Here is a 16025-nt window from a genome sequence, read left to right as displayed (position 1 = left end):
CGCTTACCGGGCCTACGGGATCGAGTAGGCCGGGTAAGGCGCAGCCGCCACCCGGCGACGACGTGGATCACACATCATTACGCGACAACCCAACGTCCTTGAGCTGCTCGTCGCTCATCTGGCTCAGAATGCGACGGGTACGGTTGATGCGATACCAGTTACGCAGCGTTTTCGCGATCCAGACAAAGGCGGTAAACGGACGTTTTGAACGATTTTCGTAGAATTCCATGATGCTCTCCTCGCTGTGCCAGTGGGCTTATCATCATGGAAAACGGCCTGTACAATACAGATTCAAAAACTGCTTTTGTTTACCATACAGATCCGCTAAAACGGTATCTGCATGGCGTTTAGCCCATCAATCTGTACTGGTTTAACAATCTGTATGGTGAAAACAAAGGATACAGCATGACGCGCTACCAACATCTGGCCAATCTACTGGCAGAACGCATTGAACAAGGGCTGTATCGCAGCGGCGAACGTCTGCCGTCGGTACGCGCGCTGAGCCAGGAACACGGCGTGAGTATCAGCACCATACAGCAGGCCTATCAGATCCTCGAAAACCTCCAGCTGATCACCCCTCAGCCGCGCTCCGGCTATTTTGTCTTGCCGCGCAAGGCCCAGCCGCCCGTCCCGGCAATGACCCGCCCGGTGCAGCGCCCGGTGGACGTTACCCAGTGGGATGAGGTGATGATGCTGCTGGATGCCCGCGCCGACAAAGAGATGATCTCCTTCGGCGGCGGTTCGCCGGACATTAGCCAGCCGAGCCTGAAACCCCTGTGGCGCGAAATGAGCCGCATTGCGCAGCATAACCCGGGCGAGATGCTGAGTTATGACGTGCTGGACGGGCGTCTGGAGCTGCGCGAGCAGATTGCCCGCCTGATGCTGGACAGCGGCTCCACCGTATCGGCAAGCGACATTGTGATCACCAACGGCTGCCACGGCGCGCTGTCCATCGCCCTGCTCTCGGTATGCAAACCGGGGGATATCGTGGCGGTGGAGTCACCGTCGTTTCACGGCACCATGCAGATGCTGCGCGGCTTCGACATCAAGGCGATTGAAATACCCACCGATTCTGAAACCGGGATCAGCATCGAGGCGCTCGAGCTGGCGCTGGAGCAGTGGCCAATCAAGGCGGTGATCCTGGTGCCCAACTGCAACAACCCGCTCGGGTTTATCATGCCGGAAGCACGAAAAAAACAGGTCTTAGCCCTCGCCCAGCGGCACGATATCGTGATTGTTGAGGATGATATTTATGGCGAGCTGGCCGCAGAGTACCCGCGCCCGCGCACCATTCATTCGATGGATATCGATGGCCGCGTCCTTCTCTGCAGCTCGTTTACCAAAACCGTGGCGCCGGGCCTGCGCGTCGGCTGGATTGTGCCGGGACGCTACTACGACCGGGTGATGCACATGAAATACGCCGCGGGCGGGTTTAACGTGCCGGGCACGCAGATGGCGGTGGCGGCGTTTATCCGCGACGGCCATTACCACCGCCATGTGCGTCGTATGCGCCAGATTTATCAGCAGAATATGGAAACCTACACCTGCTGGGTGCGGCAGTATTTCCCGGCAGAGATTTGCGTCACGCGCCCGCAGGGGAGCTTCCTGCTATGGGTTGAGCTACCGGAAAACGTGGATATGGTCTGCGTCAGCAAGCAGCTGTGTCGGCTGAAGATCCAGGCCGCGGCCGGGTCGCTGTTTTCCGCCTCCGGGAAGTACCGCAACTGCCTGCGGATCAACGTGGCGCTGCCGCCAACGGATAAGCATCGCGAGGCGTTGAGGAAGATGGGCGAGGCGATTGTGATTGCGATGGAGGAGGGCTAGTGCGGCCTGATGCCCTCACCCCGGCCCTCTCCCACAGGGAGAGGGAGAAAACCGCCGTTGTAGGCCCGGTAAGCGCAGCGCCACCGGGCGACAGACCGCACTACTCGTCGAAGTACCAGTACCCCTGGTTAATCAGCCCGGTGAGCTCCTCGACAAACGCCGGGTTGTTCAGGGCATCCCCCAGTTCAGCCTGGCCGAGTTCGGTGTAGCGGCACAGCGCATCCGCGGCCTTCGCGTCTACCGTCTCCAGTTGCTCGCTGTTGATGAAGAAGCTGCCGTTGATGTTCAGCACGCGCAGGCCGCTCAGGCGAGACAGCGTTTCGCCGCCCTGCAGCGCGTCCAGCACCTCTTCTGCAGAATACGGCGGTTCGGCGGCGGCGATATCCAGCTCGTGACGCGGCGTGGAGACAAAGCTGCCAAACCATTTTGTGAAATCATCCGGCTTGCTGATCATCTCGATCATCATCTGACGGATGCGATCGAGCTCGTACTGCTCCACGCGGCCCGGGTGTTCGCGACAGGTGAGATCCGGATCGCTGTAGTGCTCGCCCCCCAGATCGTTTTCCAGCGCGTAATCGGCGAAGCTGCTGATCAGATCCCGGCCGTTTGGCCCACGGAAACCGACGGAGTAATTCAGCGCGGTCTCATGGGTAAAGCCGTCGTGCGGGAATCCAGGCGGAATGTAGAGGATATCGCCCGGGGCCAGATCTTCGTCGATGATCGGCTCGAACGGATCCACATGCAGCAGCGCCGGATGCGGGCAGAACTGGCGCATCGGCAGCTTGTCACCCACGCGCCAGCGGCGGCTGCCCATCCCCTGAATAATGAAAACATCGTACTGATCGATATGCGGGCCCACGCCGCCGCCGGGGACGGAGAAAGAGATCATCAGGTCATCCAGACGCCAGTCCGGCAGGACGCGGAACGGACGCACCAGTTCCGCCGCAGGCATATGCCAGTGGTTCACCGCCTGCGCCAGCAACGACCAGCCCGTTTCGCCCAGATCGTCAAAGTGCTCAAACGGACCATTGCTGGCCTGCCACTTGCCGTTGATATGGCTCACCAGCCGGCTATCGACCTCCGGCTCCATCGCCAGGCCTGCCAGCTCGTCCGGGGTAATCGGGTCGACAAAATTCGGGAAGGCATTTTTCAGCACAACGGGTTGTTTTTGCCAGTATTTCTCAAGAAATTCCGGCCAGTTCAGGTTCAGTTGATACGCCATGGATAGCACCAGTGAGAGGGGAAACAGGCGCGATTATAGGCAAGAAGGCAGAGGGGGAACTTGTCATGGGTCAAACGAGGGCGTGTAGGCCGGGTAAGGCGTAGACGCCACCCGACACATACACGGCGCGAAAACTTAATCCAGCTTCAGCTCGTCATAATGGGTAATCAGTTTGCCCACGATGCCGTAGTCCAGCGCTTCTGCCGGAGACATCCAGAAGTTGCGGTCGGTGTCTTTTTTCACTTTTTCCAGCGGCTGGCCGGTAGCATCCGCGATCAGCTTATTCACGCGATCCAGCATGCGGATGATTTCGCGCGCTTCGATCTCAATATCCGTCGCCTGACCGCGCACGCCGCCCAGCGGCTGGTGGATCATAAAGCGGGTATTGGGCAGCGAGTAGCGGTGCTCTTTTTTCGCCGCCAGGAAGATGGTGATCCCGGCGCTTGCCACCCAGCCGGTGCCGATAACGTGGACTTCCGGGCGGATGAATTTGATAAAGTCGTGGATGGTATCGCCCGCTTCCACGTGACCGCCCTGGCTGTTGATGTACAGCTTGATCGGATCGTTGCTGACGCTTTGCAGCAGGATCATCTGGGTGATCACTTTCTGCGCCAGCTCCTGGTTAATCTCACCGGAGATCACAATCGAACGGGACTCCAGCAGTTTTTGCTGCAGAGCGCCCGCGCCGTTTGACCCTTCCGCTTTATCCTTGTCGCTCTCTTTCAGTGTGTAGTGCATTGTTATGTCCTCAGCAATTAGCGCTCAAAACCAGAGTGTAGCCTGTTTTACCGATCAAAGTCCTCACCGACAAATAACGAGGGCGCTGAGTCATACTGCCCATGTTGCACGCGTTTCGTTCCTTCACCACTCCCGCCCCGGCTCGCTATACTTCATACGGTTATCATATTGTTAAATGATAATGATATTTAATGTGTTAAGATGAAAGTCAGCATAAACAGTCTCTTACGTAGCCGTCGGGACTGTTTGCATCCTCGACATGTAAATCAGCACCGGGGCGGTGAATGGAACACATTGTGTATGTGGTTGATGACGATGACGCAGTCAGGCACTCCGTAATCGGGCTGCTGGAATCGGCAGACTTAAACGCCATCGGCTTTTCATCGGCAGAAGCGTTTCTTCAACACCGCTTTGAGGAGCTGCCGTCGTGCGTGATCCTCGACATGCAACTGCCCGCCATCTCGGGCTTTGAGGTGGCTGACGCGCTCAAAGACAGCGGGCGCGAGATCCCGATTATATTCCTCACCGGCCACGGCACCATCCCGATGTCGGTGCGCGCCATCAAGGGCGGCGCTTACGAATTCCTCACCAAGCCCGTTGAATCTGGCGCGCTTATCGACGCCATTGAATCCGCGCTCCGGCTGGCGGAACACAACGCCGTACGCAATAAAGAGCACTACGCCCTGAAGCAGCGGCATATGTCCCTCACGCCGCGCGAACACGAAGTGCTGACGCTGGCGATTAGCGGCATGCTGAACAAGCAGATTGCCGCCGAGCTGGGCGTCAGCGAGATCACGGTGAAGGTGCATCGCCGCCGCGTGATGGAGAAAATGCAGGTGCGCTCCGTGGCAGAGCTGGTCAGGGCCGTTGAGCGCCTGACCAAAAGCCAGCCTTCGGAGTAACGTTTACCCTTCCTGCTCGGCCAGCGGCAGCGCAAAGGCAAACACCGTGCCGTGCGGCTCCCGGCGGCGCGCGCTCAGCTTCCCACAGTGGCGCTCGATGATGCTGGCACTGATGGTCAGCCCCATCCCCATTCCCTGCGCTTTGGTGGAGTAGAACGAGTCAAAAATCTGCTCCAGCCGCTCGGGCTCAATGCCGCTGCCGGTATCGGCGATCTCGACGATAACTTTCCCGTCCGCATTGCTGGTGCTGAGGGTGATGACGCAGGGACGATCCGTCACCTCGGCCATCGCTTCTACCGCATTCATCACCAGGTTAAGCAGCACCTGCTGGATCTGCACGCTATCGCCGGTGATAACGCTCTCCTGCGCCTGCAACAGATAATCAACGCTAATCTGTCGCAGCTCCAGCTCGCTACGCGACAGCGTGATGATATGGTGGATCAGGTCATGCAGATCGATACGCGAAAAGGTGGGATCCTGCTTGCGCGTCAGGGACTGAATGCTGCGAATGATCTCCCCCGCCCGCGCGCCTTCCGCGGCGATCTCCTCCAGCCCTTCGCGCACTTTATCCAGCCGGGCCGGTTCGCGGCTGAGCCAGCGCAGGCTCGCCCCGGCGTTAGAAACAATCGACATCAGCGGCTGGTTGATCTCGTGGGCGATGGAGGAGGTCAGTTGCCCGACGGTGGTGGCGCGGGACACCCGCGCCAGATCCGCCTGCGCCACCCGCATGGCATCTTCCGCGGCGCGCTGGCTGGTGATATCGGTAATGATGCCGTAATACTCGTTCACCTCGCTGCCCACGCCCACCGGATCGCCAATCCCAAGGATGTAGCGCGTTGAGCCGTCGGGACGCTTCACGCGAAACTCCGCCCGCATGGAGAGCCCGTCGCGCACGCTCCGGGTGACGATGGCGCTGATGCGGGCGTAATCGTCCTCATGAACGAAGGTCAAAAACTCCGCCATGGAGATCGTCTTTTGCTGTTCAGGCAGGCCGAGGATGCGGGCGTACTCGTCCGAGACAAACATCAGGTCCTGCTCCAGCTCCCAGCGCCAGCTGCCGGTGTGGCTGATCTGCTCGCCCAGCATCAGCGAGGTCTGGCTGGCGCGCAGCTCTTTCTCGACCCGCCGACGCTGAATGTTCTCCGCCAGCAGCTCGGCGTACAGCCGCGCCGTCTCCAGGGAGACCGCGGCCTGCGCGCCCAGCAGGCTCACCACGCGCGAGTGCTCGGCGGTAAAGACCTCCGGCATCAGGCGGTTTTCCAGGTACAGCACCCCCACCAGCCGCGCCTGTTTGAACATCGGGACGCACATCACGGCCGCTCCCGAGGTCACCAGATAAGGATCCTGGCTGAAGGGGTGGAACTCCTCCGGTTTACCGGTGCGGATCTCCTGCCCGGTGCGGATCACCGCCGCCAGCACCGACAGCGGCAGGTCCGTCGCCGTCGGCACGTCTTTCAGGATCCGCACCCGCACGCCCTCGGTACTGGTCCAGGCGCTGGCTTCGATCTCCGGAATCAGGCTATCGCTCACGCGAAGCAGCAGCCCGCGCTGCGCCCCGGCGCGTTCGAGCAGGATTGTCATCAGGTTTTCGATTAAGCGCTCAAGATTGATCTCCTCCGACAGCGCGCGAGAGGCTTTGATCACGCTCTGCAGATCGCGGATCGTCTCATTCTGGGCGAACGCCACCGTGTCGTAGGCGCTGGCCTGTCCGGAGGCCAGCAGGTGCGGGAAATCCTGCTCCAGCTGGCGCACCTTGGCCTGCGCCCCGGCACGGCCCCAGGCGGCAATCGAACCGCGGAAGTGCGCATCCGAGGCGGTCGGGTAGCCGCAGGCCAGGGCAAAGCGCCCTGCCAGCTCATGGGCCAGGGCGTTAATCGGATTAAACCCGCCCTCGCGGGAGAGCCTGACCGCCTTCTCATACTGCTCAAGGGCAATGCTGTTCATCCCGTCCAGACGCACAATTTCTGCATAGATCAACGCCTCTTTATCCGCGAACGTGCCGGGATTAATGCGCGCCCAGAGGGCGATTTTGTCGTAATGGGCGTGAATGCTGCGGCGATGGTTCGCCGAGAAGGTCTCCGGCGTCAGCTGACGGGAGAGCGCCAGGGCGCTGTAGAAATGATAATCCAGCAGGTGGATGTGTCCCGGCGCAGACCAGGCATACCAGCCCGCCGTCTCGAGATCTGCCTGCGCGTCGGCATACTCCCCGCAGGTAAAGTGTGCCATGCCGCGGTAGAGCCAGTACCAGAACAGCATGGTGGAAGTCTGCTCCGGGGCCTGCTCCGGCGACGCGGGAAGCAGCGCCTCGGGCAATACCTGCGACGCGGTCCAGGTGCCGATGACCGGCGTGCGCAGAAACTCAACGTAGCCGCGCTGAACCATCAAAATGGTTTCCACGTCCTGGAAGTGGGTTTTACGCACGAACGCCAGGCCGCGATCGATGCTGGTCAGCACTCCGTCCAGGTGATCGCCCCGCGAGAGGAAGTTAATCACCTGGTGGCAGGCCGCAAAGCAGGCCATCGTCATATCGCCGTGGGTCACCGCCGCGCTGAAACAGGCTTTTGCGCACTCGATGGTAAACGATAAAGGCTGGGTCCAGACGCTAAGCTGGTCGAGCGGCAGCAGGGTTTTGGCTTCAAACGCATCGTAGCCGTGGCGGCTCACCAGCTCGCGGGCCAGCGTGCCGAACTGGAACCCGAGGCGGTACTCGGCGTAGCGGTGGCCCATCAGCACGCCAAACCAGGCCATCGCCGTGGTGGAGGCGCCGGTAATGCCGTGATCGAGGGTCAGGTGCATCATGCGGCAGAGCAGTAAAAAGTGCAGGCGTGGGCAGATGAAGCTGGCGCAAATGCTGGCGCTGTAAAGCAGGTTCATCACCGCTTCGGTTTCCGGATTCTCCATGCGTGCGAGCGGGGTAAAAAGAGGTTGTGGCGCACCATTGGCACGGTTGCAGAAGCGTTCCCAGGCCTCGTCGCAGTCGGCGTCTTCCGGATAGCGGCCAATCTGGATGCCCAACACCCCCAGCCAGCAGAGCGCCGCCTCCAGCGCCAGACGGCTGTCGGACTGGCGAATGTAGACTTCCACCAGCAGGTTGGCCGCCAGCGCTTTTTCGGTCAGCCCGCCGGGGCAACCGAGGATCGCGTCACACAGCTCACGAGTGCGCGCCAGGTGCCCCAGCGCAAACTCGCAGCCCGCCTCTTCGATATCGAGCATAAAGTCTGACACCGTCCCGGCGTTGCCCAGCGCTCTGGCGGTCTGAATATAGCTCAGCGCCGAAAGGTAATCCCCCGAACGCTTCGCCCGTCGCGCGGCCAGCAGGCTCAGCTCACGGAATCTCTGGCGCTGCGGGGCAGGCTGGATGCTGTCCAGCGCGGCCGTGACGTGGTGAACGGCGCGGAACAGCAGCTCGTTTCCCGCCGCCTGCCGCGCGGCGTCGGCCAGCAGGCTGGCGGTCGTCAGGTGAATGTGGCTTTTCTCATGCCGATCCAGCAGCGCAACGGCGGCCTCCTGCACCCTGTCGTGGGTGAAGGCGTATTTTTTTTCCGTCAGCACGATGAGCTGGGCCATCACCGCCGGATGCAATGCATAGCGCATCTCCGCCATCGACAGGCCAACCACGCGGCACATCATCTCCATCTCGCCCGTGCCGCCGAGACAGGCAATGCTGCCCAGCAGGCGGCGCGTCTCGTCGGGCAACTCTTCGAGCTGCTCCAGCACCAGAGTGACCACGTTTTCGGTGTAATGCCGGGCGCGGATCGCCTGCAGATCGTAATGCCACTTGTCCTGATATTTGTTATGCACCACCAGCCCGTCATCGACGATGCGGCGGAAAAATTCGTGCACGAAGAGCGGGTTGCCGCCGGTCTTCTCATGGATCAGCGTGGCGAGATCGGTCGTCGCCGCGCTGCGGGTGCGAAACACCGTCGCCAGCCAGCGGGCCACGGCTTTAACAGACAGCGCCTGCGGGACAATCTCGCTCGCATGCTGTGCCGCCTCCGGCAGGCTCGCCAGCGGCTGTTGCACTGTGGGGTCGGATAACGAACCGATATCGCGGTGCGCCACCACCACCAGCAGCGGGATAGCCCCGCCGTTGACCAGCAGATATTTCAGCGTATGCAGGCTGGCGGCGTCGCTCCACTGGAGATCGTCTAGCACCAGCACCAGCGGGCAGCCCTGTGAGGCAAAGGTCTTCACCAGCGCCAGCACCATATGGCTGAAGCGTGCCCGGGCATCAATGGAAAAGGTATCCGCCGAGAAGCGCGGCTTGCTCTCAAGCAGCAGGCCCAGCTCCGGCACCAGGCTGACGGCCAGCTCTTCATATCCCTCAAGGGCGCGCGAGAGGCGGATTTTCCACTTCGCCACCTCGTCTGCCGGCAGCCCCAGCAGGTGCAGCGTCAGGGAGCGGAACGCGGAACTTAATACGCCGTAGGGCAACGACGGTGAAAACTGATCGACTTTGCCCACCGCCAGCAGCACCGTACGCTGCTGCAGCGTTTTAAGCGCCGTCGCGATGATCGAGGATTTGCCGATCCCCGACGGTCCGCCGATGGTCACCAGCTCCGGCACCCGGTTCTGCCCTACCCGCTCAAACGCGGCAATGATGTCGTTCGCCTGCGGATGGGTCGCAAACAGGGAATCCGCCAGATGGATTGCCGGGGTGCGGTCCTGCTGGCCGGGCGGAAAGGCAACAATGTCGCCCTCACAGGTCAACGTCGCCTGGCAGCGGCGGAGATCGGCAATCAGCCCGTCTACCGTCTGGTAGCGGTTATCGGGGTGCTTTTCCAGCAGCTTCAGAATGATGGTCGACAGCATCCCCGGCACGTCCGGGCGTATCGCGTCCGGCGCCAGCGGCGCTGAGGCAATGTGGTAATGCGCCCAGTTGGTCTGGTCGTCCTCCCCCAGCTCAAACGGCAGGCGGCCGGTCAGCAGTTCATACAGCACCATGCCGAGGCTGTAGAGATCGCTGCGGTTATCAACGGGACGCTGGGTTCGCGAGGTGTGCTCCGGCGACATCCAGGCAGGCGTGCCGCCTGATACGGCAAGCCGGGTCCCGGAGAGGGCATCGGAGAGCGTGCAGGAGAGGCCAAAGCTACCCAGACGACAGGTGGCATCGTGATGGACAAAAATACTGCCGGGCTTGATATCGCCGTGGATCAGGTTTTGCAGATGCATCTGGCGCAGTGGAACGCAGATCTGGATCGCCAGCTCGATAAAGCGCGCGATCCCCGAGATCGCCCTGCCCGCGCGTCGCGCCAGCAGTTCAAAGGAAAACGGGGCATAGACCAGCGCGAAGCGCCCCCGGTACTGGGTGGACGCGACAGCGCGAATGGCCCAGCTGTCCTGCAGCATATCGCGCAGCGCAAACTCGTTTTTAAGCAGCCGGGTGGCCCGCTCTTCCTCTTCGTCGCTCACCGCGGTGGCAATAATAAACGAGCCGCCGGAATGAGGATGTCGCGCATGCATCCACGAAATCCCCCCCTCCTGCGCCAGCACGGTAAAAATCACATCCTCTTTAAGGACAAAAACCCGCCCCTGGTGAAGATTCCCCTGGGCGGGCCAGAATGCAGGCTGCTCGTGTTCGTTCATCCGCGATCCTTATTGTCGGCGGGCCAGCTCCCGCTGAATATGATCCAGCAGAATATCGATGTTAATGGGCTTACGCAAAAAAGCAGCGGCGCCCAGACTGAGGGCGTACCGCTGCATATTTTCATCAGCATGACCGGAGATAAAGAGCACGGGCGGCGGCGGTACGGCCAGCAGCCGCAGCTTGTCGAACAGCTCCAGGCCGCTCATACCCCGCAGTTTGATATCGGTGATCACCAGCGCCGCGCCGGACAGGGCGAGAGGGTGGCTGAGAAATACCTCTGCCGAATCAAACGTATCGGTCGAATAGCCTTCCGACTCCAGGAGATTACTCAACCCGCTGCGGACGGAACGTTCGTCATCAATGATGGCAATGCGCCACGGCAGCGTCATGCTGTCTTTCCTCTCACAAAACATTAAACGTCGCGATCGTCCTTCGCGGGCGCAGGGGGCGCCGTGCCGCTGATTTTCGGCACGCATTCGTGACGAAACCAGGCGAGGGTAAGCGGTTCGCGACTCAGTAAACGTCGTCCCACCGGGATAAGCTGTTCGCCCACCAGCATGCCAAACAGGCCCAGCAGGGCAACAACCGGCGGCGCCGGGGAATGAACGTCGAGCAGGGCGTAAATTACCCCAGCTACCACGCCGCACACCAGCGAAATTATCCACGCTTTCATGAGGACGCTCCCGTCTGCGATGTCGCCTGCACAACGGTCACCTGAGGCGGCGGCGCGCCGTCGCGGGATAAGAGATGGCGCGTCGCCTGTTCACCCGCCAGCATCCCCAGCAGGCCAATCAGCGCCAGCGCGGGCGGCGCGGGGGAGCGCACCTTCAGCACGGCATACATCAGGCCAATCAGCACGCCGGCGGCAAGGGATATCAGCCCAGTACTCATTGTGAACTCCAGAGATAAAGGCAGCGGCGAGCCGGATGAGGGACCAGCCCGCCAGCGGGGCTTAGCGGGCCGGGACCGGCGCTAAGGTGCGGTGCTCGCTCTTCTGGCGAGACGGCGCTTTGTGCACCATGGTGTAGGCGTAATCCACGCCCATGCCGTACGCGCCGGAGTGCTCACGTACGATGTCCATGACCGCGGTGTAGGTCTCTTTACGCGCCCAGTCGCGCTGCCACTCCAGCATCACCTGCTGCCAGGTCACCGGGATGACGCCTGCCTGGATCATGCGCTGCATCGCGAAGTCGTGGGCTTCTTTGGAGGTGCCGCCGGACGCGTCCGCCACCATATAAATTTCGTAGTCACCTTCCAGCATCGCGCACAGGGCGAAGCTGTTGTTGCACACTTCGGTCCACAGACCGGCAACCACCACCTTCTTCTTGCCGTTGGCCTTCAGCGCGTCGCGCACTTTCTGGTCGTCCCAGGAGTTCATGGAGGTACGCTCCAGAATGTCCTGGCCCGGGAACACGTCCAGCAGCTCCGGATAGGTGTTACCGGAGAAGCTTTCAGTCTCAACGGTGGTGATGATGGTCGGGATGTTGAACACTTTGGCCGCTTTCGCCAGCGCCACGGTGTTGTTTTTCAGCACCTGGCGGTCAATCGACTGCACGCCAAACGCCATCTGTGGCTGGTGGTCGATGAAAATAATCTGACAGTTCGCAGGGGTTAATACTTCGAGCTTTGAAGAGGTCATAGCATTTTCCAGTGGTTAAGGGTGAAATCGCCGTGAGTGCCACGCCGATAAAGTCGCCCCCATCCTGCGGTTTTCCGTCTCCGCGCGTAATTATCTCTTCGTATAGTTAACCTTAGGTATAGTTATACTTTGGTATACCTATCCTATTGTATAACTGGATCTTTGCCGAAACCGGTTCCCATAATCCTGACCATTCCCCTCTCAGTCAGGAGCAGTTATGGTTACCCTCGGTAAAGCCGATCTCATTCTGGTTAACGGCCAGTTTCACACCGTCGATCGCGAGAACCCTGTCGCGGAAGCCGTTGCCGTGCGCGATGGTAAATTTCTGGAAGTGGGTACCGTCGCCGAGGTGATGCAACACCACGGCGACGGCACTCAGGTGGTGGATCTAAAAGGCCACACCGCCATCCCCGGCCTGAACGACTCGCACCTGCACCTGATCCGCGGCGGGCTGAACTACAACCTCGAACTGCGCTGGGAGGGCGTGCCCTCCCTGGCCGATGCCCTGCGGATGCTGAAAGAGCAGGCCCTGCGCACACCGTCGCCCCAGTGGGTGCGCGTGGTGGGCGGCTGGACCGAGTTCCAGTTCGCCGAGCGCCGCATGCCGACCCTCGACGAAATTAACGACGCCGCGCCGGACACCCCGGTCTTCATCCTGCACCTGTACGACCGCGCCCTGCTCAACCGCGCCGCGCTGAAGGTGGTCGGCTACACCAAAGACACGCCAAACCCGCCGGGCGGCGAGATCCAGCGCGACGCCAACGGCAACCCGACCGGGATGCTGATTGCCCGTCCGAACGCCATGATCCTCTACGCCACGCTGGCCAAAGGGCCGAAGCTGCCGCTGGAGCAGCAGGTCAACTCCACCCGCCAGTTCATGCGCGAGCTGAACCGCCTGGGGCTGACCAGCGCCATCGACGCGGGCGGCGGCTTCCAGAACTACCCGGAAGATTACGAGGTGATCGCCGAACTGCACGAGAAAAAGCAGATGACCATCCGCATCGCCTACAACCTGTTTACCCAGCGTCCGGGCCACGAGCTGGAAGACTTTGAAAAATGGACCGACATGCTCACACCGGGCCAGGGCAGCGACTTCTTCCGCCACAACGGCGCGGGCGAGATGCTGGTCTTCTCCGCCGCCGATTTTGAAGACTTCCTCGAGCCGCGCCCGGACCTCGCGCCGGGCATGGAGGACGAGCTGGAGCGCGTGGTGCGCCATCTGGTGGAGCACCGCTGGCCGTTCCGCCTGCACGCCACCTATAACGAATCCATCAGCCGCATGCTGGACGTCTTCGAGAAGGTGAACCGCGACATTCCGTTCAACGGCCTGCACTGGTTCTTCGACCATGCGGAAACCGTGTCACAGGCCAACATCGACCGCATCAAAGCGCTCGGCGGCGGCATTGCCGTGCAGCACCGCATGGCCTTCCAGGGGGAGTACTTTGCCGAACGCTACGGCATCGAAGCCACCCGCCACACGCCGCCGGTGGCGAAAATGCTGGAGACCGGCGTGCCGGTGGGCTTAGGGACGGACGCCACCCGCGTGGCGAGCTACAACCCGTGGACCGCGCTCTACTGGCTGGTCTCCGGCCGCACCGTCGGCGGGATGCAGATGTACGATCACAGCGCCCGACTGGATCGCGATACCGCCCTGATGCTCTGGACCCAGGGCAGCGCGTGGTTCTCCAGCGAGCAGAACCTGAAGGGGCAGATCAAGGTCGGCCAGCTCGCGGACCTGGCGGTGCTGAGCAAAGACTACTTCCGCGTGCCGGAAGAGGAGATCAAGGGCATCGAGTCCGTCCTGACGGTGGTCAACGGCGATATCGTCTACGCCGCGGGCAGCTTTGGCCCGCTCGCGCCGCCGGCCATTCCGGTTCTGCCCGAGTGGTCCCCGGTGGTGAAGGTGCCGGGCCACTACCGCAGCGCGCCGCCGCAGGCCGCACGCGTTGGCATGAGCGCTGTCCACCACTGCAGCGGTCCGTGCGGGGTTCACAGCCACCAGCATGATTTCGCCCGCACGTCAGCGATGCCGGTGTCCGACGATAACGCTTTCTGGGGGGCGCTGGGCTGCAGCTGCTTTGCATTCTGATGAAAAACACCACTATACCGCCCCGGATCGACCTGGGGCTGTTCTTCCTGCGCCTGACCGGCAGCCTGCTGTTGCTCTACGTGCACGGCCTGCCGAAGGTGCTGCACTTCAGCGAAGAGCTGACGCGCATTGAAGATCCGTTTGGCTTCGGGCCTTACGCCAGCCTGATCCCGGCGATTGTCGCCGAGGTGATTTGCCCGCTGTTGATCATTGCGGGTGTTTACACCCGTCTGGCGTGCCTGCCGATTATCGCCGTGCTGCTGGTGGCGATGCTGGCGGTCCACCCGAACTGGTCGATTGCCGAAGGGCAGTTTGGCTGGCTGCTGCTGATTATCTTCACCACCCTTGCCCTCACCGGGCCGGGCCAGTGGCGGCTGCAGCGTAAGGCAGCGGAGAGGTTCGCATGACCCAGGTTAACGACGTTCGCGACGCACACGTCGAGACGACGCCCGCACCGACGGTTTCGCCCTGGCAGCCGCTGAGCCAGCCGGTGTTCCGCATGCTGTGGATCGCCACGGTGGTCTCTAACGTCGGCTCATGGATGAGCGACGTCGGCATCAACTGGAGCATGCTGACCCTGAGCGCCGATCCGCTGGATATCGCGCTGGTACAGGCGGCCAGCAGCCTGCCGATGTTCCTCTTCGCCCTGCCGTCCGGGGTGATGGCGGACATCGTTGACCGACGTAAATACCTGCTCTTCTCTCAATTGTGGGTGTTCATTGCCGCCGCCGGGCTGACGGTGCTCTCCTTCACCGGACACGTGACCCCCGCCGTTCTGCTGGTGGCGACGTTTCTGCTGAGCGTGGGGGCGGCGATGAGCTCGCCGCCGTTCCAGGCCGTGGTGCCCGATCTGGTGAGCAAGCCGGAGCTGGGTGCCGCCGTGGCGCTGAACTCGCTCGGGGTGAACATCAGCCGGGCGATTGGCCCGGCGCTCGGGGGCTTCCTGCTGTCGCTCGCCGGGCCGTGGATGGTGTTTGCCCTGAACGCGCTGTCCGTGGTTGGCGTGGCGTGGGTGCTGTGGCGCTGGCGTCCGGCCCCGTCCATTCAGCGTCTGCCGCCGGAGCACTTTTTCTCGGCGGTGCGCTCGGGCATTCGCTACGTGCACGCCGCGCCGGTGCTGCGCAACGTGCTGGTGCGCACGGTGGCCTTCTTCATTTTCGGCAGCGCAGGCTGGGCACTGCTGCCGCTGGTGGCGCGCCGCGAGCTGGGCTTAGGCCCGGCAGGCTACGGCGTGATGCTGGCGTGCATTGGCCTGGGGGCGATTGCCGGGGCCATTCTGCTGCCGCGCCTGCGCCAGCGGCTGAACGCCGATCGGCTGATGGTGGCCGCCAGTCTGACCTTTGCCCTCACCATGCTGGCGCTGGCGTTTGTGCGCCACGTCTGGCTGCTTAATCTGTTTGAGTTCTTCACCGGCTTCGCGTGGATTGCGGTGCTCTCCACCCTCAACCTCGGCGCGCAGCGCAGCGCCGCCCGCTGGGTGAAGGCCCGGGCGCTGGCGGTCTACCTGACGGTGTTCTTCGGCTCGATGACCACGGGCAGCGCCATCTGGGGGCAGATCGCGTCGCAGTTCGGCACGCCAACCTCGCTGGTGGTCGCCACGCTGGGGATGGTGCTGGCAAGCGCCACCGTGTTCCGCTGGAAGCTGGAGAAAGATCCTGATTTAAACCTCGACCTGAGCGGCCAGCCGCTGGACGGCGTGGAGATCGACCTGCCGAACGAGCGCGGCCCGGTGCTGGTCTCGCACGAGTACATCATCGACCCACACAACGCGAAGGCCTTCCTGGAGGCGGTCCACGAGCTGCGCCGGGTGCGCCGCCGCGCCGGGGCGATGAGCTGGGCGGTGTACGAGGATATTGAGCGCCCTGGTCTGTTTATCGAGACCTTCCTGATGGGCTCGTGGATTGAGCATCTGCGCCAGCAGGAGCGCCACACCATGAATGACCTCCTGCTGCAGAGCCGCGTTCTGGCTTTTCATCAGGGCACAACATCACCGGCCATTCGCTATCTGGTCGCGCCGGTATAAC

The 16025-nt window shown here is 62.0% G+C and carries 13 protein-coding genes; 5 read left to right on the top strand and 8 right to left on the bottom strand.

The features are described from left to right. Positions 1 to 67: 67 nt before the first annotated feature. Positions 68 to 229: a DUF1127 domain-containing protein gene (locus SP99_RS23025; protein ID WP_053060132.1), complete on the bottom strand. Its 162-nt coding sequence runs from the start codon at positions 227 to 229 to the stop codon at positions 68 to 70. A 176-nt stretch (positions 230 to 405) separates the two neighbouring features. On the opposite strand from SP99_RS23025, the gene SP99_RS02765 reads away from it, so the two are divergent. Next, positions 406 to 1824: an aminotransferase-like domain-containing protein gene (locus tag SP99_RS02765; RefSeq protein ID WP_047957679.1), complete on the top strand. Its 1419-nt coding sequence runs from the start codon at positions 406 to 408 to the stop codon at positions 1822 to 1824. A gap of 100 nt (positions 1825 to 1924) precedes the next feature. Here SP99_RS02765 and SP99_RS02760 read toward each other — a convergent pair whose 3' ends face one another. Together SP99_RS02760 and SP99_RS02755 are read right to left on the bottom strand one after the other, a co-directional pair. Next, positions 1925 to 3046, bottom strand: coding sequence for a ribosomal protein uL16 3-hydroxylase (locus tag SP99_RS02760; protein WP_047957678.1), 1122 nt, complete (start codon positions 3044 to 3046; stop codon positions 1925 to 1927). A 135-nt stretch (positions 3047 to 3181) separates the two neighbouring features. Then, entirely contained in the window at positions 3182 to 3784 is a 603-nt protein-coding gene (locus SP99_RS02755; protein ID WP_008501342.1) for an ATP-dependent Clp protease proteolytic subunit, read from the bottom strand. Positions 3785 to 4068: 284 nt separating this feature from the next. On the opposite strand from SP99_RS02755, the gene SP99_RS02750 reads away from it, so the two are divergent. Then, positions 4069 to 4686: a response regulator transcription factor gene (locus SP99_RS02750; RefSeq protein WP_047957677.1), complete on the top strand. Its 618-nt coding sequence runs from the start codon at positions 4069 to 4071 to the stop codon at positions 4684 to 4686. Positions 4687 to 4689: 3 nt separating this feature from the next. Here SP99_RS02750 and SP99_RS02745 read toward each other — a convergent pair whose 3' ends face one another. The 5 genes from SP99_RS02745 to SP99_RS02725 form a co-directional block, all read right to left on the bottom strand. Then, on the bottom strand, positions 4690 to 10272 hold the full coding sequence (locus SP99_RS02745) for a trifunctional serine/threonine-protein kinase/ATP-binding protein/sensor histidine kinase (protein WP_047957676.1): 5583 nt from the start codon (positions 10270 to 10272) through the stop codon (positions 4690 to 4692). A gap of 9 nt (positions 10273 to 10281) precedes the next feature. Beyond that, positions 10282 to 10662, bottom strand: a complete 381-nt coding sequence (locus SP99_RS02740) for a response regulator transcription factor (RefSeq protein ID WP_047957675.1) — start codon at positions 10660 to 10662, stop codon at positions 10282 to 10284. Positions 10663 to 10685: 23 nt separating this feature from the next. After that, the gene (locus SP99_RS02735) at positions 10686 to 10946 is read right to left on the bottom strand and encodes a XapX domain-containing protein (RefSeq protein ID WP_010427264.1); all 261 of its coding nucleotides are present in this window, start codon (positions 10944 to 10946) and stop codon (positions 10686 to 10688) included. Then, a complete protein-coding gene (locus tag SP99_RS02730) occupies positions 10943 to 11164 on the bottom strand; it encodes a DUF1427 family protein (RefSeq protein ID WP_047957674.1) in 222 nt (73 codons plus the stop codon). Before SP99_RS02730 ends, SP99_RS02735 begins: the two co-directional genes overlap by 4 nt. A 61-nt stretch (positions 11165 to 11225) precedes the next feature. Then, positions 11226 to 11912: a hydrolase gene (locus tag SP99_RS02725; protein WP_023331928.1), complete on the bottom strand. Its 687-nt coding sequence runs from the start codon at positions 11910 to 11912 to the stop codon at positions 11226 to 11228. Positions 11913 to 12129: 217 nt separating this feature from the next. On the opposite strand from SP99_RS02725, the gene SP99_RS02720 reads away from it, so the two are divergent. The 3 genes from SP99_RS02720 to SP99_RS02710 are packed head-to-tail and all read left to right on the top strand — an operon-like array spanning position 12130 to position 16024. Continuing rightward, positions 12130 to 14001: an amidohydrolase gene (locus tag SP99_RS02720; protein ID WP_047957673.1), complete on the top strand. Its 1872-nt coding sequence runs from the start codon at positions 12130 to 12132 to the stop codon at positions 13999 to 14001. Continuing rightward, complete coding sequence (locus SP99_RS02715) at positions 14001 to 14408, top strand: DoxX family protein (RefSeq protein WP_047957672.1); 408 nt, start codon at positions 14001 to 14003, stop codon at positions 14406 to 14408. Before SP99_RS02720 ends, SP99_RS02715 begins: the two co-directional genes overlap by 1 nt. After that, complete coding sequence (locus SP99_RS02710) at positions 14405 to 16024, top strand: MFS transporter (protein WP_047957671.1); 1620 nt, start codon at positions 14405 to 14407, stop codon at positions 16022 to 16024. Before SP99_RS02715 ends, SP99_RS02710 begins: the two co-directional genes overlap by 4 nt. Position 16025: the final 1 nt, after the last annotated feature.

Origin of the sequence: Enterobacter sp. BIDMC92 (assembly GCF_001030225.1) — a bacterium.
Classification (GTDB): domain Bacteria; phylum Pseudomonadota; class Gammaproteobacteria; order Enterobacterales; family Enterobacteriaceae; genus Enterobacter; species Enterobacter sichuanensis.
Note: the sequence above shows the minus strand (reverse complement) of the source record. Positions and strands in the feature narration are given on the sequence as shown.

Excerpts from the sequence above, each read along its gene's own strand:
- SP99_RS02710 (WP_047957671.1), top strand. The coding sequence starts at position 14,405 with ATGACCCAGGTTAACGACGTTCGCGACGCACACGTCGAGACGACGCCC.
- SP99_RS02765 (WP_047957679.1), top strand. The coding sequence starts at position 406 with ATGACGCGCTACCAACATCTGGCCAATCTACTGGCAGAACGCATTGAA.
- SP99_RS02720 (WP_047957673.1), top strand. The coding sequence starts at position 12,130 with ATGGTTACCCTCGGTAAAGCCGATCTCATTCTGGTTAACGGCCAGTTT.
- SP99_RS02740 (WP_047957675.1), bottom strand. The coding sequence starts at position 10,662 with ATGACGCTGCCGTGGCGCATTGCCATCATTGATGACGAACGTTCCGTC.
- SP99_RS02760 (WP_047957678.1), bottom strand. The coding sequence starts at position 3,046 with ATGGCGTATCAACTGAACCTGAACTGGCCGGAATTTCTTGAGAAATAC.
- SP99_RS23025 (WP_053060132.1), bottom strand. The coding sequence starts at position 229 with ATGGAATTCTACGAAAATCGTTCAAAACGTCCGTTTACCGCCTTTGTC.
- SP99_RS02750 (WP_047957677.1), top strand. The coding sequence starts at position 4,069 with ATGGAACACATTGTGTATGTGGTTGATGACGATGACGCAGTCAGGCAC.
- SP99_RS02715 (WP_047957672.1), top strand. The coding sequence starts at position 14,001 with ATGAAAAACACCACTATACCGCCCCGGATCGACCTGGGGCTGTTCTTC.
- SP99_RS02735 (WP_010427264.1), bottom strand. The coding sequence starts at position 10,946 with ATGAAAGCGTGGATAATTTCGCTGGTGTGCGGCGTGGTAGCTGGGGTA.
- SP99_RS02755 (WP_008501342.1), bottom strand. The coding sequence starts at position 3,784 with ATGCACTACACACTGAAAGAGAGCGACAAGGATAAAGCGGAAGGGTCA.
- SP99_RS02730 (WP_047957674.1), bottom strand. The coding sequence starts at position 11,164 with ATGAGTACTGGGCTGATATCCCTTGCCGCCGGCGTGCTGATTGGCCTG.
- SP99_RS02725 (WP_023331928.1), bottom strand. The coding sequence starts at position 11,912 with ATGACCTCTTCAAAGCTCGAAGTATTAACCCCTGCGAACTGTCAGATT.
- SP99_RS02745 (WP_047957676.1), bottom strand. The coding sequence starts at position 10,272 with ATGAACGAACACGAGCAGCCTGCATTCTGGCCCGCCCAGGGGAATCTT.